This is a genomic window from Streptococcus oralis (assembly GCF_026782085.1).
Lineage (GTDB): Bacteria > Bacillota > Bacilli > Lactobacillales > Streptococcaceae > Streptococcus > Streptococcus oralis_DA.
Genome location: NZ_JAKUVW010000004.1, coordinates 358,447 through 379,858 on the forward strand (window position 1 = coordinate 358,447; position 21,412 = coordinate 379,858).

At 38.3% G+C, this 21,412-nt stretch carries 24 protein-coding genes; 6 read left to right on the top strand and 18 right to left on the bottom strand.

Translation table 11 applies throughout. The features are described 5' to 3' along the window. Positions 1-36 precede the first annotated feature (36 nt). From MK395_RS03825 to MK395_RS03855, 7 genes are all read right to left on the bottom strand, one after another. Complete coding sequence (locus MK395_RS03825; RefSeq protein WP_000590551.1) at positions 37-342, bottom strand: PTS sugar transporter subunit IIB; 306 nt, start codon at positions 340-342, stop codon at positions 37-39. Between the two features lie 37 nt (positions 343-379). After that, on the bottom strand, positions 380-856 hold the full coding sequence (locus tag MK395_RS03830) for a PTS sugar transporter subunit IIA (protein ID WP_000521979.1): 477 nt from the start codon (positions 854-856) through the stop codon (positions 380-382). 190 nt (positions 857-1,046) lie between these two features. Next, positions 1,047-1,736 carry a sugar phosphate nucleotidyltransferase gene (locus MK395_RS03835; protein WP_000643950.1) on the bottom strand — a complete coding sequence of 230 codons (690 nt, stop codon included), beginning with the start codon at positions 1,734-1,736 and terminating at the stop codon, positions 1,047-1,049. Between the two features lie 11 nt (positions 1,737-1,747). Then, positions 1,748-2,626: a DMT family transporter gene (locus MK395_RS03840; protein ID WP_268711308.1), complete on the bottom strand. Its 879-nt coding sequence runs from the start codon at positions 2,624-2,626 to the stop codon at positions 1,748-1,750. Between the two features lies 1 nt (position 2,627). Beyond that, positions 2,628-3,485 (bottom strand): phosphotransferase family protein, encoded by an 858-nt coding sequence (locus MK395_RS03845; RefSeq protein ID WP_268711309.1) that lies wholly within the window; start codon positions 3,483-3,485, stop codon positions 2,628-2,630. Positions 3,486-3,501: 16 nt separating this feature from the next. After that, positions 3,502-4,524: a ribitol-5-phosphate dehydrogenase gene (locus MK395_RS03850; RefSeq protein WP_268711310.1), complete on the bottom strand. Its 1,023-nt coding sequence runs from the start codon at positions 4,522-4,524 to the stop codon at positions 3,502-3,504. Positions 4,525-4,528: 4 nt separating this feature from the next. After that, positions 4,529-5,236 (bottom strand): IspD/TarI family cytidylyltransferase, encoded by a 708-nt coding sequence (locus MK395_RS03855; protein ID WP_000638515.1) that lies wholly within the window; start codon positions 5,234-5,236, stop codon positions 4,529-4,531. Between the two features lie 440 nt (positions 5,237-5,676). Between MK395_RS03855 and MK395_RS03860 the strand changes: the two genes are divergently transcribed. Then, complete coding sequence (locus tag MK395_RS03860) at positions 5,677-5,976, top strand: YbaB/EbfC family nucleoid-associated protein (RefSeq protein WP_268711311.1); 300 nt, start codon at positions 5,677-5,679, stop codon at positions 5,974-5,976. A 38-nt stretch (positions 5,977-6,014) separates the two neighbouring features. On the opposite strand, the gene MK395_RS03865 is transcribed toward MK395_RS03860, so the two are convergent. From MK395_RS03865 to glmU, 7 genes are all read right to left on the bottom strand, one after another. Next, entirely contained in the window at positions 6,015-7,778 is a 1,764-nt protein-coding gene (locus MK395_RS03865; protein WP_049518605.1) for a glycerophosphoryl diester phosphodiesterase membrane domain-containing protein, read from the bottom strand. Between the two features lie 8 nt (positions 7,779-7,786). Next, positions 7,787-8,380: a 3'-5' exonuclease gene (locus MK395_RS03870; protein ID WP_268702526.1), complete on the bottom strand. Its 594-nt coding sequence runs from the start codon at positions 8,378-8,380 to the stop codon at positions 7,787-7,789. Positions 8,381-8,461: 81 nt separating this feature from the next. Continuing rightward, positions 8,462-8,956: a chromosome segregation protein RocS gene (gene rocS / locus MK395_RS03875; RefSeq protein ID WP_000021252.1), complete on the bottom strand. Its 495-nt coding sequence runs from the start codon at positions 8,954-8,956 to the stop codon at positions 8,462-8,464. A 76-nt stretch (positions 8,957-9,032) separates the two neighbouring features. After that, a complete protein-coding gene (locus MK395_RS03880; RefSeq protein ID WP_268702525.1) occupies positions 9,033-9,725 on the bottom strand; it encodes a 5'-methylthioadenosine/adenosylhomocysteine nucleosidase in 693 nt (230 codons plus the stop codon). 15 nt (positions 9,726-9,740) lie between these two features. Beyond that, positions 9,741-10,052 carry a cell wall synthase accessory phosphoprotein MacP gene (gene macP / locus MK395_RS03885; RefSeq protein ID WP_000517873.1) on the bottom strand — a complete coding sequence of 104 codons (312 nt, stop codon included), beginning with the start codon at positions 10,050-10,052 and terminating at the stop codon, positions 9,741-9,743. A gap of 11 nt (positions 10,053-10,063) precedes the next feature. Then, positions 10,064-10,609, bottom strand: coding sequence for an NUDIX hydrolase (locus MK395_RS03890; RefSeq protein WP_268711312.1), 546 nt, complete (start codon positions 10,607-10,609; stop codon positions 10,064-10,066). A 9-nt stretch (positions 10,610-10,618) separates the two neighbouring features. Then, entirely contained in the window at positions 10,619-11,998 is a 1,380-nt protein-coding gene (glmU, locus tag MK395_RS03895) for a bifunctional UDP-N-acetylglucosamine diphosphorylase/glucosamine-1-phosphate N-acetyltransferase GlmU (RefSeq protein ID WP_268711313.1), read from the bottom strand. Between the two features lie 155 nt (positions 11,999-12,153). Between glmU and MK395_RS03900 the strand changes: the two genes are divergently transcribed. From MK395_RS03900 to lysS, 5 genes are all read left to right on the top strand, one after another. Further along, positions 12,154-12,954 (top strand): glycoside hydrolase family 25 protein, encoded by an 801-nt coding sequence (locus tag MK395_RS03900; protein WP_216728400.1) that lies wholly within the window; start codon positions 12,154-12,156, stop codon positions 12,952-12,954. A gap of 106 nt (positions 12,955-13,060) precedes the next feature. Next, positions 13,061-13,903, top strand: coding sequence for a DUF368 domain-containing protein (locus MK395_RS03905; protein ID WP_008278099.1), 843 nt, complete (start codon positions 13,061-13,063; stop codon positions 13,901-13,903). After that, positions 13,903-14,385 (top strand): aminoacyl-tRNA deacylase, encoded by a 483-nt coding sequence (locus tag MK395_RS03910; RefSeq protein ID WP_001085918.1) that lies wholly within the window; start codon positions 13,903-13,905, stop codon positions 14,383-14,385. The genes MK395_RS03905 and MK395_RS03910 overlap by 1 nt, the downstream gene beginning before the upstream one ends. Beyond that, positions 14,385-15,008, top strand: coding sequence for a histidine phosphatase family protein (locus MK395_RS03915; RefSeq protein WP_000780798.1), 624 nt, complete (start codon positions 14,385-14,387; stop codon positions 15,006-15,008). Before MK395_RS03910 ends, MK395_RS03915 begins: the two co-directional genes overlap by 1 nt. A gap of 138 nt (positions 15,009-15,146) precedes the next feature. After that, positions 15,147-16,637 (top strand): lysine--tRNA ligase, encoded by a 1,491-nt coding sequence (lysS, locus tag MK395_RS03920; RefSeq protein WP_000102441.1) that lies wholly within the window; start codon positions 15,147-15,149, stop codon positions 16,635-16,637. Positions 16,638-16,864: 227 nt separating this feature from the next. Here lysS and MK395_RS03925 read toward each other — a convergent pair whose 3' ends face one another. The 4 genes from MK395_RS03925 to MK395_RS03945 form a co-directional block, all read right to left on the bottom strand. Further along, positions 16,865-17,704: an amino acid ABC transporter substrate-binding protein gene (locus tag MK395_RS03925; RefSeq protein WP_268711314.1), complete on the bottom strand. Its 840-nt coding sequence runs from the start codon at positions 17,702-17,704 to the stop codon at positions 16,865-16,867. A 15-nt stretch (positions 17,705-17,719) separates the two neighbouring features. Further along, on the bottom strand, positions 17,720-18,349 hold the full coding sequence (locus MK395_RS03930) for an amino acid ABC transporter ATP-binding protein (RefSeq protein ID WP_000891744.1): 630 nt from the start codon (positions 18,347-18,349) through the stop codon (positions 17,720-17,722). A gap of 10 nt (positions 18,350-18,359) precedes the next feature. Continuing rightward, complete coding sequence (locus tag MK395_RS03935) at positions 18,360-19,001, bottom strand: amino acid ABC transporter permease (protein WP_000121154.1); 642 nt, start codon at positions 18,999-19,001, stop codon at positions 18,360-18,362. Between the two features lie 388 nt (positions 19,002-19,389). Then, positions 19,390-21,189 (bottom strand): Spy0128 family protein, encoded by a 1,800-nt coding sequence (locus tag MK395_RS03945; RefSeq protein ID WP_326845688.1) that lies wholly within the window; start codon positions 21,187-21,189, stop codon positions 19,390-19,392. Between the last annotated feature and the right edge of the window lie 223 nt (positions 21,190-21,412).

A 21,412-nucleotide genomic window follows, 5' to 3' on the forward strand; every position in this document is an offset into this window, starting at 1 on the left:
TTTAGTTATATGAATGTTAACAAGATAAAGAATAAATTAGCTTAGTCCGTGTTCTTTGATAGCTGCTTCAATATTGTCAAATACTGGAGCACTCATCGCTGGAATACGGAACAAGATTGGTCCAGCTTCAATTACTGGAATACCTGGTTCAAAACCAAGGTCAGTTGCAGCGATTGGTGTAAAGATATCGTAGCCCTTGATAAGGTCTTCGTTTACATCTTTCACCATGACGGCATCACAGTGAACATCATAACCACGGTTTGAAAGTTCTTCTTCTAGAGCACTTTTAATTTGGTGACTTGAGTTAACACCTGCACCGCAGGCAGCAAGAATTTTAATCATTTGGATTTCCTCCGATTTTATTATTTAATAGACAAGATTAAGCGGTTGCTTCAGCAATGTAAGCATAAAGTTTTTCTGGTTCGGAAATTTTTGATAGATCTTCCAGATGTCCATTTCCAGTGAAAAAGTCCATCAACTGAGCCAGAATATTTGTTTGACTTGAACTTGAGTTGTTAATGATAAAGAAGAGTAGGGATACTTCTACTTCCTTATCAGGAGCTATCATATTGTGAAAAGTTACTGGTTTTTCTAATCGAACAACCACTACTTTCTCAGCTAGATTATGAACAATATCTGTATGAGGAATCGCTACATTTGGCAAGTCCTTACCTAGAAATTCCATATCTAAGCCAGTTGGAAATGACTTTTCACGCGTGATCAAGGCTTCACGATAAGTTGGAGTGACAATTTCTCGTTCTTCCAACAAGCTTGCTACCTGATCAAAGAGTTGTTCTTGATTATCCGCTTCTAAGCAAAACACCAGGTTTTTGTCAAAGAAATGATCTAATCCCATAACATTTTCCCTTCTTTCAATTATCTTTTATGCTATAAGTATAACACTATATGAAATCGTTGTCAATAATTTTTGTTTTATTTTGTTCATTTTTTTGTAATTTTTGTTTCATTTAAAGAATACAATCAATATCAAACAATCTTGTTATAAAATCCACAAAAAAAGAAGGCCCAAGCCTTCTTCTATTTCCTTACTCAATAGTAGATAAAATCTCTTCTAATTTATGGTAATCTTTTACACTATCAATTTCATAGATGCTATTTCCTTCTAATTCTTCGACATAGACATCTAATTCTTTGATATTATCCTTAACCATGTTGTCCCAGTAGAGATCAACAAATTCACCACTTTCGTAAGCTTTGTCAATAAAGCCAACAATCTTCTCAGCAGTTGGTGCATCCCAGAATGAAACTCCGCTCAGAATGCGACCAGCTTTACTGTCAACAATAATGTCTTGAACCTTATAGTCATCACCGTAAACCAAGAACCACTCGTTCGTACAGTCTTCACGATAAACGCTAAAATAGGTAGAACGTTTAAGATCGTTTCGAAACATATTTTTGAAAAGATAGTTATCTGCATCGATGACGTAGCTGTTTGCCAAATCTTCTTTTACTAGATAAAGTGAGTAAAAGTTATTGTAATCAGCATACTTGTCGTTAAAGACTAAACGAACACCATATTTTTCTTTTAGGTAGTCAAATTGTTCTTTGAGGTAACCGACAACGATGATAATCTCATCAATTCCTCTCTCTTTCAAAAACTCGATTTGGTATTCTACCAAGGGTTTTTGATTAACCTTAACCAAAGCTTTTGGGGTATTTTCAGTCATAGGGCGCAGACGAGTTCCTAAGCCCGCTGCTAAAATAATCGCTTTCACACGAATCTCCTTTATTCTTTAATAATAATATAAACACCAGCCATAACAATAAGTGAAGTGATGATTGTCAGCATATCTAGCGGTGCACCCAAGAAAATAACTGCAAATAAGACAGTCCAAACTACATAGCTCACATTCAAACCTGTCGCTTTCGCAGGTTGCAAACGATTAATGGCGATATAATAAGCTAAGTAGGAAATCATATTAAAGGCCGCAAAGACAATCAAGAGACCGAATAATTGCCCATCTGCCACTTCTGCAAATGAATGGTGAGAAAAGAGCACAATCACTAGATAGGACAAGAATGAGGTTACTTGTCGAATTAACAAGGCTTCAATTTCACTTAAATCACTTTCCATAGCATAGGAGCTGAGAACACTTTCACTCCCCCAGGCAATGGCACAGATAAGGGCACAAAGAATCCCAATGTAAAACGAGTTTACTTGTTCAACCTTGTAGGTTTGAGCAATGATAGCTGCAATAATCAAGAAAACACCAAATACCGTATTCTTTGAAACCTTGTGTTTCAAAATGAAGAAGGCGAGTAAAACTGAAACTGCTGGGTAAATAGCTGATACAGATGAAGCTAGAGAACTACCAATATATTTAACCGCATAAAGATTGGCTTGCATACCAATTGGTCCAGCTAACAAAGCACCGATTATAACACTCACATTTCGAATATTTAAGAAAATAGAGAGGCGAACTTTTCCTTCTTTTACCAAAAGAAAAGCTAACAAGATAAAGATACTCAAGAAATCGTGAGCGGCAGCCACAACAAAAGGTGAAAGATTTGTAAAAATTGAAAAGATATAAGCACTAATCGTTAGACCTAATCCCCAGAATATACCAGAGAGCAGACCAAAAGAAACACCATTTTTATTCTTCATCCTAACCTCCATAATAAGTCAAACCTTCGACAGCTCTTTGGTAACGATTGACACCGTAATCTCCAAAGTCAGCTCCTTGAGCTTCTTTGTACACTGTCCACAAACTCCAGATAGCATCTTGCAAGATTTTATAGATACGAATTTTCTCACGTGATACAGGCGTTTTGTCACTTTCATAGTAGGAAAGGAAATCATCTTCCTCTTGCTTTGTAAATTCAGACTCTAAGAAAAGAGCTGCCAAATCCCACATCGGGTCATTCATAGAAGAGTATTCCCAGTCAATCAAATACAAACGACCTTGTGGTGACTCGATAAAGTTTTCTGGTACCAAATCGATGTGACAGGACTTTCTATCAACACCCAAATCAGCCAATCTCTTTTCTAGTGAAAATACATCTTTTCTTACAGCTTCATAGTTTTCATAAGGGATAGGTCCCTCAATCAAGGATTCATATTTGCTGATTTCCTCAAAAGGAGCAAATTCTCCTCTTAATTCTTTCCCTGAAGCGTGGATGGTTTGTAAAATTGGTGCAATCTTTTCAAACTTGGACTTAATTGATGTTGAATCAAGAGTTACTGCTGATTCGATGTATTCATTTACTTTGATCCCTGACTCAATATCAAAGAGATAATTTTTAACATCTAAATCTAAATCCTCTAAAAGTTCAAGATTATACTTTTCATTTTGACGATTGATGAGTTTTTCAGTCCCTTTACCAAAAAATTTCACAATATACTGTTTGTTGGTTGTTTTAACCAAATAGTTTTGGTTGGTCATGCCTCCCAGCTGTTCGACACTGAGTACTTCCTCTTCATTAGATAGTAAAGAAGAAATTTTTTCTTTGATGAGTTTTTCCACAATTAACCTCCATCTCCTACACTTCCCACTTGAATACTGTTTTAAAAGCAGTATTCAGGTCTGTAGCAAAGACACGGTGAATGTCCTTGATTTCTCTCACAGGCTCTTCAACATAAAGGATATTCTTCAGACGATTCGCAAACTTTTTAACTTCCATCATTTGAATGGCCTTTTCAAAATCGACGCGTCCTGAACGAGACGATCCCACTAATAACAATCCTTTTTCCAAAGCGTCTCGTGTATTGATATTAACCTTGTATTCGCTCACTCCCATCATGAGAACCGTTCCCTGTGGGCGAATATAACGAATCAAGTCATTGATAGCTGGGCCTGTACCATCCCCACCACAGCACTCAAATCCATGATCATAGGTTAAATCTTCTGGTATATTATCAGTAATGTAGCACTCTTTAGCAAAAGAGAAGAGCTCTAGTTTTTCCCAATGGCGACCAATGACGATAATCTCTGCTTCTGGCAAGGTATAATTGATAATATTTGCAACCACAAAGGCCAAACTACCATCTCCGATAACAGCAATGCGCTCTCGTTTGCTATGAGCAAGATGTAGGAATCGATCCATAGCATGCATACCCACACTTACAAACTCGGTAATGGCGGCAACTGTGTCCTCGATGTCATTATAAGACACAACACGATCTTTTGGAAGAGAGACAAATTCTCTCATAAAGCCATCATAACCACTTGATAGGAAGTAGGTTCCGGTCATGTAGTTCTCGTAGAACTCCTTGTCACTCTGCATAGGCGGTTGATTGGGAATCATAACTACCTTTTGACCGACTTCATAAGTCCCAGTCGGATCTGAAATAACAGTTCCACAAGACTCATGAATCATGGCCATAGGAAGTTTATTAGCCAATATCTTTGGATCACGCTTCCCTTGATAGTAACGTTGATCCGCATGACAAACCGCCATATAATTTGGACGAATCAGGATATGATTCTCCTGATCAATATCCTCTTCTTGATATTTTACATTGATAAACTTTGGTTTGGTCAGTTGATAAATTTGATTAATCATAGCCTTAGTCTTTCTCAATCATGCTTTTCGCGATTTTCAAGTCTGTCACCGTTGTGATTTTAAGGTTTGAATATTCCCCTTTAGCTAGAGCAACATCCTTTCCTTTGATAACAAAAATTTTACATGCATCCGTCAGGATTTCCTTTTCTTGATCAGATAGGGAACCATACAAATCCATGAAATCCTTGCAACGGAATGTCTGAGGTGTTTGACCTTGATAGAGGTGAGCACGATTTGGAATATCCGTGATAAACTGACCATTTGTACTTTCAACAATGGTATCAACCGCTTCTACTACTGTGTCAACCGCATCATGATCTTGAGCAAGTTTGATATTGTCCTGAATCATGCGAAGTGTGATAAAAGGACGAACAGAGTCGTGGGTAACCACGATATCTTCTAGAGTGATTGGACGATAGGCATTAATGGCTTCTATAATCTTCTCGATACTGGTATTGCGATCAGCCCCACCTTTGGTAATGATGATGCGATCCTTGTGGAGAGAAAGATACTTGTCAACTAGGTCCTCAGCGTGTGACACCCAGTCTCCATGAACTCCAACTACAATTTTTTCAATACTTGGTTCTAAGACGAATTTTTCAATTGTGTGGATCAAAATAGGTCGATCACCCAACTCCAAGAATTGTTTTGGTAAATTACTGATTCCCATGCGTGTGCCAGTTCCTCCGGCTAGGATTCCTGCATAGATCATTTATATTCTCCTTTAGTTTATTCTAAAAAACTCATTACTATCTATTATATCACAATCTGCCTCCATCATGAAAAAAAGACAGAGCGTCATTTAGTCTAATCAACACACCATTAAAGGTAAAAAGTGAACAATGTGTTACTAAATCTGGAAAGACTATAACAAATTAAGAAATAAAATTAGGTTATCCTCTATATTTTCTGCTTAACGTTCGGTTAACATAGAGTTCTCTAGAATATAATAGAATCCTTAAAGAAAACTTAAATGAAATTTATTTGTTTCGCAAAGAATACCAGGTGTGCATAGTAAATTTCTTAAAAGTTGTTTAAGGGACTCATTATAAAAGTTCATATATCTAATGAATTAAACAAATAATAGACTTTTGCACCTAAAATTGATAAAATAAAAAGGAAAATAATAGAAAAAGGAAACTGTAAACCGCCATGATGAACATGCAAAACATGATGCGCCAAGCACAAAAACTTCAAAAACAAATGGAACAGAGCCAAGCAGAACTCGCTGCCATGGAATTTGTTGGAAAATCAGCTCAGGACCTTGTCCAAGCAACCCTAACTGGAGACAAAAAAGTTGTCAGCATTGACTTCAACCCAGCAGTTGTAGATCCAGAAGATCTCGAAACCCTTTCTGACATGACTGCGCAAGCAATTAACACTGCACTTGAACAAATTGATGAAACGACTAAGAAGAAACTAGGAGCTTTCGCTGGAAAATTGCCTTTCTAATCCACAAAAAAAGAGAAACAGATGTTTCTCTTTTTTTATTAGAAGTCAAAGAATTCCATTGCTTTCTTTAAGAGTAATTCCGTATATTCCGGATCGTCTTGAGCCATTGTGACTTGTGACTGGACCATTTCAAGATCATCAGTAATCATGCCATCTGCGCCGAGACGAACTGCTTTATCAAATGCCTCCGAACCATTTACGGTCCAAACATAGAGTCTCTGATCAGTTGTCCAGAGTTTATTGACAAAGTATTCATCCAAAGTTGAGTACTCCATAGTGTAACCCGTTGCCTTGGTTCTTGGGAAGATACTGTTATAGGGAAGAATAAAGTAAACTGGAATTTCAGAATCATAAGTCAACACTTTATCAATCACATGATAGTCTAGTGATTGCATCTGATGCCCATATTTCTTGATAGTCGCCCCATACTTTTCGAGGAAATGGTCCATCATTTGCGGACTATCTTTTTTACTGGTTTTAATCTCAATCAGCAATTTTTGGTTTAAAGCATTTGCACGCTCTAAATAGGCATCAAAGCTTGAAATCTTTGTTTGATAACCATTCTCGTAAATATCTGTATTTGTTAATTCATCCAGAGTCAAATCTTGTGGTGTAGCGTTAATACCTGTTAAATTTTTGAGGTTGGCATCGTGCATCATCACGAACTGACCGTCTTTCGTTTCCTGCACATCCATTTCGATGAGATCAGGTTTTAGTTGAGCTGTTTTTTCTAAAGACTGCACAGTATTTTGAACACCGTTTTTATTACTTACTCCTCTGTGCGAAATCACTAAAGGTGTATTGGTATCCGGAGATTCCAGATAAACGTAGCCTTCTATGGCAAAGAAGATGCTTGCACACCCCATGACACCCCATCTCATCAGATGGTCTTTCTTTCGCCTTGGCATGATCTCCAACTCTTCTCCTGTCAGGAAGGAAACAAACTTCACTAAGAAGTAAGTCAGGGTCATGTAATGGAAATTTTTAATCAAGACAAAATTAATCACACCGAGAATCAAGGATTCTTTTTGAGTGAGATTATCCATCACTGCTTGCGCAAAAAGCAAAGGAATTAATAAACCAAAGAAGAAAAGATAGGTTTTAATGATAATGAGTAAGAGATGCCAAGAGTAGAAAAGGACATTTTTCTTTGTCTTTTTGAGACTATATTTCACGCTTTCTCTTACCGTCTTTCTTTCAAAGAGAATCTTAGGAAGGGCAAACATAAATCGGACAGAGATGTAGAGAAAGATCCAAGCGGATGCTATGATCATCAGACCTACCAGCCAATGCTTACCTTCCCAATAATTCACAATAAAATCAGGAATAATAATCTTGTTGAGGTAGTAGATTTTTAAAATCTTACGGATGAACGGGAAAAGCAAAGCAATGTAAAAAAAGACAAAGGCCATCTTACAAAAGCTCAATCGCTTAACGAATAGAAAGCTCTGGTGAAATACTTTTCTACTGTACTCAATTAAAGTTCTCTTTTCATGATAGAGAAGGTGGCGAGCCCCAATAAATAAAAGACAAATCTGGAAATAGGCAACTAGGAGATTGATTGCAATTAAGATGAGAAAGGCTAAACTGATAAAAGGTGAGCCTTGTATAATCGCCCAAAAGTTATTGTAGGAGATAAACAAGTAACCTGTTTGTCTCAGAAGGATTCCAGCAATCCATGAATTCAATGGTAGCCAGACAAACTCAACCATCATAAATATCAAGAAAAATAGAAATAAAATCTTATCTAGGTTATAGTATATCTTCCTAAAACCTAGCTTCTTAGGTTTTTCAGGTTTCATAGGCACTCCTAGTCTAAAAATTGGGATAAATCTAAGCCACCGAAAGGATTATTCATCGAAAAACTACTCTGGTCTTCTATTAATAGCTTTCCTTCATCCGATTCCAAAAAAGCTTCGTAAACACGCGCCGTCATACGAGCATCCTCTATACTGTTATGAGACTTCCCGTGAAAGCCTAAAAAATTTGCAACAGTTTGCAATTTAAGATTGGCTATGCCGTGTAGATCAGAACTACGGCGTTCAAAAGCCTCGTCATATAGATCAACCTTATACTGGTCACGATAATCAATGCCATGCTCCAAGAGAATAGGCAAATCACTCTTAGCTGCATTGTAACCAACAATAGGTAAGTCGCCAACAAATGCTTGAAAGTTCTTTAAAACTTGCTCTACTTTTGGCGCATCTTTTAAGGTTTCAGCTGTGATTCCAGTCAAACCATTGATAAAGCTCTTCAACGGGGCTGTAGTATGAACATAAGAATCAAAAGCAGCACTTTCTTGTCCATCTTGAAAGCGAACTGCTGATACTTGAATTAAATGGGTAACCCCCTCGTGTTGATTGAATTCCAAATCAAAGGCAATATAATCTCTTAATTTTTCCATTATTTCCCTCAATTACTACTCAAAATAAACTATAAATAATAAAAGAAGCCACTAGGTTAGTGAGTAACCCAAACAGCTTCTTTATTTTCCTCCAAAAAGGCGAGCAAAAAAGCCTTTTTTGGTTGCTTGGACTTCTTCTTTTGCTTGGTCCAACTCGAGTTTCAAGGTTTCTTGATCCTTCATGGCTTGAAGAGTTAACTGTTGCTGTTGGTCCAACTGTTTGTCCTTTTCAGCAATCTGTCGGTCTTTGATTCGCATCTGTTCATCTTTTTCTGATAACTGGCGGTCTTTGGCCTTGAGCTGCTCGTACAAGCGAAGAATTTCAGCGTTTTTCTCATCGACCAAGATTTCCATCAGTTCACGTTGTTTGACATCATCACTGACTGGTTCATCTTCAAAAATCGTTTTTTTGTAGATTTCTTCTAGCTTGATCAAGCCACTTCGAGTAACTACAGTTACACCTTTGTCATTTTTTTTCGTGTCCTCTTCAGGAAGTTCTTTGACACGATTATTGATTGCTTGACGAGATAGTCCTAAGACCTCTGCAATCTCACTGACGGTCATTTCAATACTCATAATATCCTCTGAAACGTTTTCTAGCTTTTCTTTATTTAAATCTTATCATAAGCTAGATAAACTGTCAAATTTCCGCTTAATCTAAGGCTTTTAAAAAGGCTAGTAAGACTTGGGCAGAACGACGTCCAGCTTCGATAATAAACTCATCAAAAGAGATAGAGGCTTCATGATTGGCATTGTCACTCATAGCACGAATGACTAGGAACGGTAAATTAAGAGACTGAGCCGCTTGTGCAATAGCAGCCCCTTCCATTTCAACTGCTAAAACATCAGGGAAGTGGGATTTGATACTAGCAATCTTATCATCTCCAGCTATAAAACTGTCCCCTGTAGCAATCAAGCCTAGGTGCCATGTCTGCTCTAACTGAAATAAGTTTTCTTTAATCCTAGCGATAAATTTCTTATCTGATTCAAAGTAAAGAGGTTGACCAGCCATTTGGCCATAAGCATAACCAAAAGCAGTCACATCCACATCATGGTAAGCTAGTCTATCTGCAATCACGACATCACCAACAGCAATCCCTTCGGCAAGAGCACCTGCTGATCCTGTATTGATGATAGCTTCTACCTGAAAATGGTCAGCTAGAATAGCTACACTCATAGCCGACATGACCTTTCCAATCCCACTCTGAACTAGAACTACTTCAGTATTGCAAACAGAGCCAGTGTAGTAGGTATTTCCTAAGACTTGGACTTCTTGAGGTTTATCCAAATTCTGAGTCAAATATACGAGTTCTTCTGGCATGGCAGCAATGATTCCAATTTTCATTTCAAGTCCTTTCAATTACAAGAGTTTCATTGCCAACACTAACAAAATCAAAAGTAAAATTACAGCAAATAAGATGCGATTGAGTTTCGAATTAAAAACATTTCTCTTGGTGTTCTCAATACGACGGCTCTTATGAATCGTTGGCTCTACTTCGATTGTAAGTGTATCTTGACTAAAACCGTGGTCTCTAGAACGTGAATAACCAAAATGTTGTGAAGACGTTGGTAGGATCTTTGTTTCCTCATCATCTTGAAGAGGTGGTCCTGAGATTTTCTCACCTCGGTTGGCACGTTCAATCATTTCGTCTGTTAATAAAGGTTTTCCCATGGGTTTCTCCTCTATTTCTTTTGTAGTTCCCAGTACTGGATCGCCATAATGGTCTTGGCATCACAGATATGACCTGACTGGATCAGGTTCTTGGCATCCTCTAGACTCACTTCTAGAACTTCCAAAGTTTCATCATCGTCTTGAGGGCGAGGATTTTCCACCTTGACCAAATCACTAGCAAGGTAGAGTTTTAGTTTTTCATTACAAAATCCAATCGCAGAATAGAAATCGTATATCAGCTCTAACTTAGCCATGTAGGCAACTTCTTCTTCCAATTCACGAAGTGCCGCTGCCATTGGATCAGCATTTTCACCAAGTTCTAGTTTACCTGCAGGAATCTCATAAGAAACCGCCTCGATAGCCTTTCGGTATTGCTTAACGAGAACGATTTTGTCTTCGGCTGTCACAGCTAGTACACAAACAGCTCCATTGTGAAAAATCAAGTCACGTTGGGCAGTCCCCTTTCCTTCTGGTAGTTCCACCTGGTCTTGTACTAGTTTGAAAATAGGACCTTGATAGATTTCCTTCCGACTGATCGTTTTTTCTTCAAATTCCATGACAAACTCCTACTGGTTCTTAGGATGATGAGGTAAGCGTGTTGCGTACTCATCTTTGTTAACTTGTCGTCCACGGCCGATAGCAATGGCATCAGCAGGAACATTCTTGGTAATGGTTGAACCCGCTCCAACCAGAGAATTATCCCCAAGTTCTACAGGAGCAATAATAGTTGAGTTTGAGCCAACAAAGACATTATTGCCAATGACAGTTTTGTATTTATTTTTGCCATCGTAGTTGACTGTAATAGTTCCTGCACCAAAATTAACGTTGCTACCCACTTCACAGTTTCCAATATAAGTCAAATGACCCGCCTTGGTATTTTCACCGATTGAAGAGCCTTTTACTTCAACAAAATTTCCAATGTGAACTTGAGCAGCCAGACTTGAACCTGGACGAATATGGGCATACGGGCCAACAGTCACGCCGTCTGCAACTGTACTTTCCTCAATCATAGAGTTGGTAATCACAGCTCCAGCTCCGATAGTGCTATCCACTACGTAAGTACCGTTTGTCAAAACAGTCTCAGCACCAATCTTCGTTTGACCTTTCAAGGTAACATTAGCTTCGATTTGGACTTCGGGAGCAATCTCAACATCAATGTCGATGTAAGTTGCTTCAGGATTGACAAAACTAACACCATTAACCATATGCTTTTGGTTGATACGGCGACGCATCACTGCTTCTGCAGTCGCAAGAGCTACACGGTCATTTACGCCAAGACTTTCATCAAAATCCTTGAGAGTATAGGCCCCAACCTTTTCACCCGCATTACGGAAAATACCAATCACGTCAGTAATATAGTACTCACCTTGGGCATTGTTGGTGTTGATGTTTTTAAGGGCTTCAAAAAGACGCTCATTGTCAAATACATAAGTTCCTGTATTGATTTCCTTAATTTGCTTTTCAAAGTCTGTGGCATCTTTCTGCTCAACAATACGAAGAACTTCAGCATTATCGTTACGGACGATACGACCGTATCCGAAAGGATTTGCCGCTTCAGCTGTTAAAATCGTCGCCACATTTTTGTGATTGATATGGAAATCCAAGAGGTTTTTCAAGCTTTCACCTGTAATCAGAGGAGTATCCCCAGCAATAACCAAGGTATGGCCAGTACGATTTTGGAGAATAGGCTCTGCCATCATGACAGCATGCCCAGTTCCTAGTTGTTCTGTTTGGGTAACAAAGTCTGTCTGACCAGCTAATACTTGCTCAACTAGCTCAGCCTTGTGACCAACTACAGTAACTGTTTTTTCAGGTTGAATAGCACCAACACTACGAAAAACATGTTCCAACATCGAAATTCCAGCTACTTTGTGAAGTACCTTTGGAAGATCTGATTTCATGCGAGTACCTTTACCCGCTGCTAAAATAATGGCATAATTTGACATAATCTTCTCTTTTCTCTAGAAATTCCCTTATATTATACCATAATTTAGTTTCTTAGGAGTAAACAAACAGAGAAATAGGGAAAAGACGCTCATATATTCACTTTTTCCGATGTTTTCTTTGATTTTTTTATCTATTTACGTTAAACTATTTAAATATGAGAAAAAAGATTCATCCAGCTATTATTTTTACTTTATTTACTATATTTATAGCTATTTTGATCCTCAATAGACCAACTTATGAAGACCATCCTGTCAAGTCAAAACCCAATGCAGTCCAGGTTGAAAATCAGGCCTTGCATAATCTTGACAAACCTATTATTGACGTCTCTGGCTGGCAAAGACCTGAGGAAATCAACTACGATACCTTGTCTCAAAATATTTCAGGTGTTATTGTTCGCGTCCACAATGGGGCTCAACATACTGAAAAAAATGATGCGGCTTATGCCAATGGTATTGATAAAGCCTATAAAAGTCATATTACAGAATTTCAAAAGCGTAATGTCCCAGTTGGAGTCTATGCCTATCTAGCTAGCCCCAGCAAGGAAGAAATGGAAAAAGCTGCTGAGGTTTTCTACAACGCTGCTTCTCCTTACAACCCTAGTTACTACTGGCTTGATGTTGAAGAAAAAACAATGTCTGATATGAACGAAGGGGTCGAAGCGTTTCGTGCCAAACTGGAATCTTTAGGTGCTAAAAATATCGGAATTTACATCGGTGTTTATTTCATGCAAGAGCATAGTATCAATACAGACAAGTTCTCTGCTGTTTGGATTCCATCTTATGGAACGGATTCAGGTTACTTTGAAACCACGCCTAATACTGATTTAGACTATGACCTCCATCAGTATACTTCAAAAGGAAGAATTGCTGGATTTGAGCATCATTTAGATATTAATCTCATTTCTACCTTGAAGGAAAAAGAAGAAACCTTCAGAAAACTATTTTTAAGACCATAAGACAAGTGAAAATTGCTCTCTTTTTCACTTGTTTTTTCATTTTCTTCTCGTCTGTGTTATAATTGATAGAATAGAGAAAGAATTTTATGAAATTGAGGATTTTATGATGTTTTCATGGATTGCAAGAGTTATTAAGGGAATAGTCATCGCCTTAGGATTTATCTTACCAGGAATTTCTGGTGGTGTTCTGGCAGCTATTTTGGGAATCTACGAGCGAATGATTAGCTTTCTGGCTCATCCTTTTAAGGATTTTAAAGCGAATGTCCTATACTTTATCCCAGTAGCAATCGGGATGTTGCTAGGCATTGGTTTGTTTTCTTATCCAATCGAGTATCTGCTAGAAAATTATCAAGTCTATGTTTTGTGGAGCTTTGCGGGAGCCATCATCGGTACAGTTCCTAGCCTCCTTAAAGAATCTACTCGAGAATCTGATCGTGACAAGATCGACCTAGTCTGGTTCTGGACCACCTTTATCCTTTCAGGCCTAGGGCTCTACGCGCTAAACTTTGTTGTTGGTTCTCTCAGTGCTAGTTTCGCTAGTTTCATCTTAGCGGGTGCTCTTTTAGCTCTAGGTGTCTTGGTGCCTGGTTTAAGTCCGTCAAATCTACTCTTGATTTTAGGGCTGTACGCTCCAATGCTAACTGGTTTTAAGACCTTTGATTTATTCGGAACTTTCCTTCCTATTGGGATTGGTGCAGGAGCAACTCTTATTATCTTTTCAAAATTAATGGACCATGCCTTAAACAACTACCACTCCCGTGTTTATCACTTTATCATTGGAATTGTTCTTTCAAGTACCCTCTTAATTTTGATTCCAAATGCTGGAAGTGCTGAAAGTATCCAATACACTGGACTTTCTATCGTGAGTTATGTTCTCATCGCCTTCTTCTTTGCACTTGGTATTTGGCTTGGTATCTGGATGAGTCAATTGGAGGATAAGTATAAATAATGGCAAAGAAAGTTAAGATTAAGAAAACCTTGGTCGAACAAATCTTGACCAAGGCGGGTATTAACCATACTGGTATTCATATCAACGCGCTTGAGGGTGAACTTCCTTCGGAATATGATCGAACACATATCTTTAAAACCTTGGCTCTGCTGGGTGATAAGACGGGGCCAATCATCGGAATCGTTCCCATAACAGAACACCTCGCTGAGAAAAAACTAGCAAAGGTTTCTGGTAATAAAAAAGTGAGCATGATTCCTCAAAAAGATCTGGAAAAAACGACAGGCTATATTCATGGGGCTAATAACCCCGTCGGCATTCGCCAAAAACACAATTATCCCATTTTTATTGATCAGACTGCTTTGGATTTAGACAAAATGATTGTCTCTGCTGGAGAAGTCGGGCACAGTATCATCATCCGACCTCAAGACTTAGCCAGCTTTGTAAAAGCGGACTTCGCTGATATCTTGGAGGAAAACAACTGATGAAACTCTACTTTGTCCGTCATGGTCGCACCCTCTGGAATCTTGAAGGACGTTTTCAAGGTGCTAGCGGTGACTCTCCCCTTCTTCCAGAGTCCATTGACATCCTAAAACAACTGGGTCAACATCTCAAGGAAATTCCTTTTGATACGATTTATTCTAGTGATTTACCCAGAGCAGTTAAGTCTGCTGAAATTATCCAAAGTCAACTCCAGTCCCCTTGTCCTTTAAAAAGCATTCCTGAACTACGTGAATGGCAACTTGGCAAACTAGAGGGATTAAAAATCGCTACGCTCAATGCCATCTATCCACAACAAATCAAGGCCTTTCGCTCTAATCTGGCTCAGTTTGATACGAGGATGTTTGAAGCCGAATCTCTCTACTCTACGACTCAGCGAACCATTCAGTTTATCAAATCTCTGAAAGAAAGTCCGGCTGAAAGAATTCTGATTGTCGGGCATGGGGCAAATCTCACTGCTAGCCTTCGTACACTTTTAGGCTATAAAGAAGCTCACCTCCGCAAAGATGGAGGCTTGGCCAATGCTAGTCTGACAGTTTTAGAGACCGATGATTTTGAAACCTTCACTCTGGAAAGATGGAATGACACTTCCTATCAAGAAAAATAATGGAACTTGATCTTAATAGTCAAGTTCTTTTTAGTTTTCAAAGAATATCCGTGAATTTCTCTGCTATTTATGATAAAATGGGAGTATCGCAAAAAATGACTCATCGTATCAAATTTTGAGTAAAATTAGGAGGAACCCATGTCTACAGAACATATGGAAGAACTAAATGACCAGCAGATCGTTCGCCGTGAAAAAATGGCTGCGCTCCGTGAACAAGGAATCGATCCCTTCGGAAAACGTTTTGAACGTACTGCTAACTCTCAAGAACTAAAAGACAAATTCGCGGAACTTGATAAAGAACAATTACATGAATTAAACGAAACTGCTACTATCGCTGGACGCTTAGTAACTAAACGTGGAAAAGGAAAAGTTGGCTTTGCCCATCTCCAAGACCGTGAAGGTCAAATCCAAATCTACGTTCGTAAAGATGAAGTCGGTGAAGAAAACTACGAAATTTTCAAAAAGGCTGACCTCGGTGACTTCCTCGGTGTCGAAGGTGAAGTCATGCGTACGGATATGGGTGAACTCTCTATCAAGGCAACTCATATCACTCACTTGTCTAAAGCACTTCGCCCACTTCCTGAGAAATTCCACGGTTTGACAGACGTTGAAACCATCTATCGTAAACGTTACCTTGACTTGATTTCTAATCGTGAAAGCTTTGAACGTTTTGTTACTCGTTCAAAAATCATCTCTGAAATCCGTCGTTACCTTGACCAAAAAGGTTTCCTTGAAGTGGAAACACCTGTTCTCCACAACGAAGCTGGGGGCGCTGCTGCTCGTCCATTTATCACTCACCACAATGCACAGAACATTGACATGGTGCTTCGTATCGCGACCGAGCTTCACTTGAAACGTCTTATCGTTGGGGGTATGGAACGTGTCTATGAAATTGGCCGTATCTTCCGTAACGAAGGAATGGACGCTACTCATAACCCTGAGTTTACTTCTATCGAAGTTTACCAAGCTTATGCAGATTTCCAAGATATCATGGACTTGACGGAAGGTATTATTCAACACGCTGCTAAGGCAGTTAAGGGTGATGGTCCAGTTAACTACCAAGGAACTGAAATCAGAATCAACGAACCATTTAAACGTGTTCACATGGTAGATGCTATCAATGAAATTACTGGTGTAGACTTCTGGCAAGACATGACTTTCGAGGAAGCTAAAGCTATCGCTGCTGAGAAGAAAGTTCCAGTTGAAAAACATTACACTGAAGTTGGTCACATCATCAATGCCTTCTTTGAAGAATTTGTCGAAGAAACCTTAATCCAACCAACTTTTGTCTACGGACATCCAGTAGCTGTGTCTCCACTCGCTAAGAAAAATCCTGAAGACGACCGCTTTACTGACCGTTTCGAACTCTTCATCATGACCAAAGAATACGGTAATGCCTTTACCGAGTTGAACGACCCAATCGATCAGCTTAGCCGTTTTGAAGCTCAAGCGAAAGCTAAAGAGCTTGGTGATGATGAAGCAACTGGTATTGACTACGACTACATTGAAGCCCTTGAATACGGTATGCCTCCAACAGGTGGTTTGGGAATCGGTATCGACCGTCTCTGCATGCTCCTCACTGATACAACTACTATCCGTGATGTATTGCTTTTCCCAACAATGAAATAATACTCTTCGAAAATCTCTTCAAACCACGTCAGCATTTCCTTGCCGTAGATATATGTTCCTGACTTTGTCAGTCTTATCTACAACCTCAAAACAGTGTTTTGAGTAGCCTGCGGCTAGCTTCGTAGTTTGCTCTTTGATTTTCATTGAGTATAAACCCTTATCCTCTGGTACTTGCCAGAGGATTTTTCGATACAAAAAGAGACTGATAAAAAACTCAATCTCTTTTCTTATTCTTGATTTTTAACTTGACTGGTGGCTACATCTTCCCCAAACCATTTCTGGCTGATTTCCTGGAATTTTCCTTCTTGGTATAGTGAGATAAAGGCTTGGTTCAATGCATCTAGCAAAGTTTTATCAGCAGGTCTAACACCCACTGCAAAAGCTTCACTTTCAAATCCAGCTGAAAAGACACTGTAGTCATTTAATATTCCTTCAGACTGGAGATAATAATTGGCATATACCCGGTCAATCAACAAGGCATCAATCCGGTCATTTTTCAAATCAATTAAGGCTTCATTGAAACTTTGGTATTGATTGGCCTTCTGATCTTTCACTCGATTCTTGAGTAGTTCTGGTTGTCCTTCAAAATTCAAATAGCCAGAAGATCCTGCCTGGGCCCCTAAAACTTTGTCAGTCATATCCTGAATTGAGTGGATATTTTGAGACTTTTTAGAGACCAAAACTTGTTGATTTTCCATGTAAGGAATGGTAAAAGCAACCTTCTCTTTCCGTTCATCTGTAGCTGTATAGCCATTCCAGATGGCATCAATGGTACCATTTTGTAGTTCGGTTTCTTTCATATCCCAGTCGATGGGTTGAAATTTAATCTGAATTCCTAGCTTTTCAGAGACAGCTTGGGCTAGGTCAATATCAAAACCTGCATACTGGCCATTCTTTTCCTCAAATCCCATGGGAACAAAGGTATTGTCAAAGCCAATGGTAATGCTTCCCTGTTTTTGATATTTGGCCCAATTATCCTGATTTGGATCACTTGCCTTCTGAGTACAAGCCGTCAGGAAGAAGCTAAAGAACAGAGCAAGTACAAGGGCAATTTTCTTTCTCTTCATAGGCACCTCCTAGTCCTACTTTGGATCAACCTTAAGGATCTGATCAGCAATGTTTTCTGCAAACTGAAGATCGTGGGTCACAACAATCTGAGTCATCCCACGCTCTTTATTTTGAAGGATAAGTTTTTCTACTTCTAATCGCAATTCTGGATCTAAAGCTGATGTAGGCTCATCATATCCAATAATTTCTGGGTTTATCATCATAGCGCGTGCTAAGGCCACCCGTTGTTTTTGCCCACCTGAAAGTGAGAATGGAAAGGCATCTGCATGCCCAGCTAACCCAAGTTGTTCTAATAAACCACGCGCCTTCTTCTCAGCAACTTCCTTCTCCATGCTCATTGTTTTTATAGGCGACAGAGTTAAGTTATCTAGAACTGACAAATGCGGAAAGAGTTGAAAATCTTGGAAAACAAATCCCAGAAGATTGCGCTTTTCTAGTTCGTCTATAGCTAGCGATTCGCCGTTATAGTAGATTTCCCCCGAATCGATGGTTTCCAGTCCAGCTAGCATACGTAATAGGGTTGTCTTTCCGCCTCCTGATGGACCTACGATTGCAAGGATTTGCTTTTCAGGAATTGATAGGCTGAAATTGGTTAAGATTTGTTTGCCACCAAAGGCCTTGTTAATGTTTCGTAATTCTAACATAGCAATCCTCCTATCTGTAATAACTGTACTTCTTCTCAAGTTTTTTCGCTACAATGGTTACAAGACCAATCATAATCAAATAAATCGCTCCAGCTAAAAACATAGGAACAAGACTGGCATCTCGATTGGCTGCTGTCCGACTTGCCAAAATCAAATCTGAAATCCCAAGGGCATAAACCAATGAAGTATCCTTGACCAAACTCATAATTTCATTAAAGACGCTCGGTAAGACAATCTTTGTAACCTGAGGCAAAATAATATAGCGCACTGTGTCAAATGGTCTAAACTTCAAGACCTTAGCAGCCTCGTACTGCCCCTTTGGAATGGTTTCAATCCCTCCACGAAAAATTTCAGCAAAGTAGGCAGCATAGTTCAATACAAAAGCGATCACAGCAGCAGGCAAACGATCTAAACGTATCCCAATGCTAGGGAGAACATAGTAAATAAAGATTAATTGCAAGAGCAAGGGAGTCCCTCGCATCACCCAAATATAAAGGTCAATGAGATAATGGAGGGGTTTCCAGCGAACTTGCAAAGCAAAGGCAACGACAATACCTAAAGGAATTGAAAATATCAAGACCAGAGCAAAGACTTGAAGTGTCATACTTGCACCGTTCAATAAACTTGGTAATATCTCAAACATATAAGACATACTGCACCTCCTAAAAATTATTGTTCCTATTATAGCATAAATAAACAATTTAGCAAGGGTTTTTGTAAAAAAATTCTATAATTATTGAACTATACACCTTTATCTAAGAAATCAGAGCGAAATATCATCTTACAGAATTCGAAGAATTATAAGGATTCTAGACGAGAATATAGGTTTAACTTCTAATTCTGAGAGAACAATAATCAAAATATTTTTATCAAATATCTATAAAGATTTCAATGATATAGAACTCTATTTACTCTCATTCACTTCATACCTCTAGAGATATAAAAAAGAACCACTTTATAAGAATAGTATCATTTCTACTATCCATACAAGTGGCTCTTTGATGATGCCATAGCAAGGGCATCAAAATTTTTCAACTAGATTATTTAACTTTTTTGAAACGGAATAAGAGAATGGAACCAAATGCAAGTACTACTCCTACAACAGTAAGCAAGATAGTCATTTCAGAAGTACCAGTATTTGGTAGTTCTTTAGTTTCTCCTGGTTGTTTAGGTTTGTCATCAGAAGATCCTGGAGTCTCAGCAGCATAAGTATTTGTGATGGTTGGATTATTGCCTGTAACTTTTGCTACAAGTTTACCTTGACCATTGTCTGCAACTTTTACTGTTACTGTATAAGCATTTTTATCATAAGTTACACCAGCTTCACCACCATCTTTTTCAGTGATAGTATACGTGTGAGTTCCTGCAGTAGTGTATTCAATTGCTGGGAAAGCAACTGTTCCGTCTGCAGCATTCTTAGCTGTAGCTACAAGTTTGTCGCCTTCTTTCAATTCAAATTCATATTTATCTGCCTCAAGAGTTTTACCATTTAGGACTTTTTTAGCAGTAATTGAAGTTGTTGCAGATTTAGCAGAATACGAATTTACAAAAACTTTATTGTCATATTTAACACTTGCAAACTTCTCACCATAAACATCTGTTACAGTAACTTCTGCGTTAATAGTCTTATCATCGTAAGCAAAACCTGGTTTTTGATCATTAACTTCTTTGATCTGATACTTATAAGTACCCACTGTAGAGAATTTAACGGCTTTAAATTTCACTTTGCCATCTTTATCATTCTTAACAGTTTCCACAACTGATCCGTTTGGATCAAGTAGTTGGAAGCTAAATTCTTCAGCAGCTAAGTCTTTTCCTTTTAACTGCTTAGAAACCTCAAATGAAACTTCTGTAGAACGTGAACCTGAACTAATACCTTCAGTTGTGGTTAATGGTGCAAAACCTTCTACATCAAAGTTTTCAGTCGAAGTCGTAATTTTAACGTTATTGAAAGCTTTCTTTGTTGTATTATCAACTGGAGCTGTGATACGAGTCTTATAAACTACATACAAACCTTGGTTGATTAGATCACCATTACCATTTGGAGTAATAGTGAAGCGATTAGAATCTTGAACAACAATGTGACTTGGATTCAAAAGAGGATGATGCTCATCTTTACCCCATTCAGTAAAGTAGTAACCTGTAATCTCACTAGCTAATACTTGTCCTTCAGGGATTGTATCTTGAATCGAAACACCTTCATAAGGATTGGCATATTTGTTTACGCGAATATACCAATTAATATAATTTGGATCGTTCGTATCTTGAACTCCCCATTTAGTGAATCCTGTTGGATCCTCATCTGGAACAATACGAGTCAAATTGTAAACTCCTGCTCCAGGAATGTCGATTGGATACGATTTATTGAGTTCAACATTATCAGCCCATACAACTGTAAATAAGGCCGAAATTTGTTTCTCTTCAGGTAAGTTAGCAAAATAATCTTCGTTACTTACCGTTACAGTCGCTGTATTTGCAGACTTATTTGTCGTTAATTCAGCAACCTTAGTGACTCCATCGTTACCAAAGATTTCAGTAGTTGAATCTGATTCAATTTTGAATTCATTTGGAACTTTATAAACCATAAAGTCACCATTCTTCAACGTTGTTGAGTTGTCGAATTTGTAAGTGGTTTGAAGGTAAAATTTCCCTTCACCATACTCTGCACCGTCAACTAACTTATTATTGTTAATTGTCGGTACTGTCGTTAGCGTATAGCTACTAGATGGTAGTTCAGCAGCTTTAACCACATTGCTAGTTCTTAGTACTGGGATAAATACTGAAGCTACTAACAATAGCGCCATGAATGCATGAGAAAGTTTTTTATTAATCTTTTTCACAACATTTGCCTCCTTTATTTTTGGGGATAGATTCCCCTATTTATTATTATATATTCTTATATAAATTTGTCAAGTATTTCATAGTAGTTCGATGTTCAAATCATACCTTTAAACTCTTATTTTATAGGGTGTAGCAGGCTTTCATCGTTCAAAACTTCATCTAAATTGGCTATAAGAAATTCTAACATTTATATTATATTAGTAAAAAAGAAAAGACCTCTGA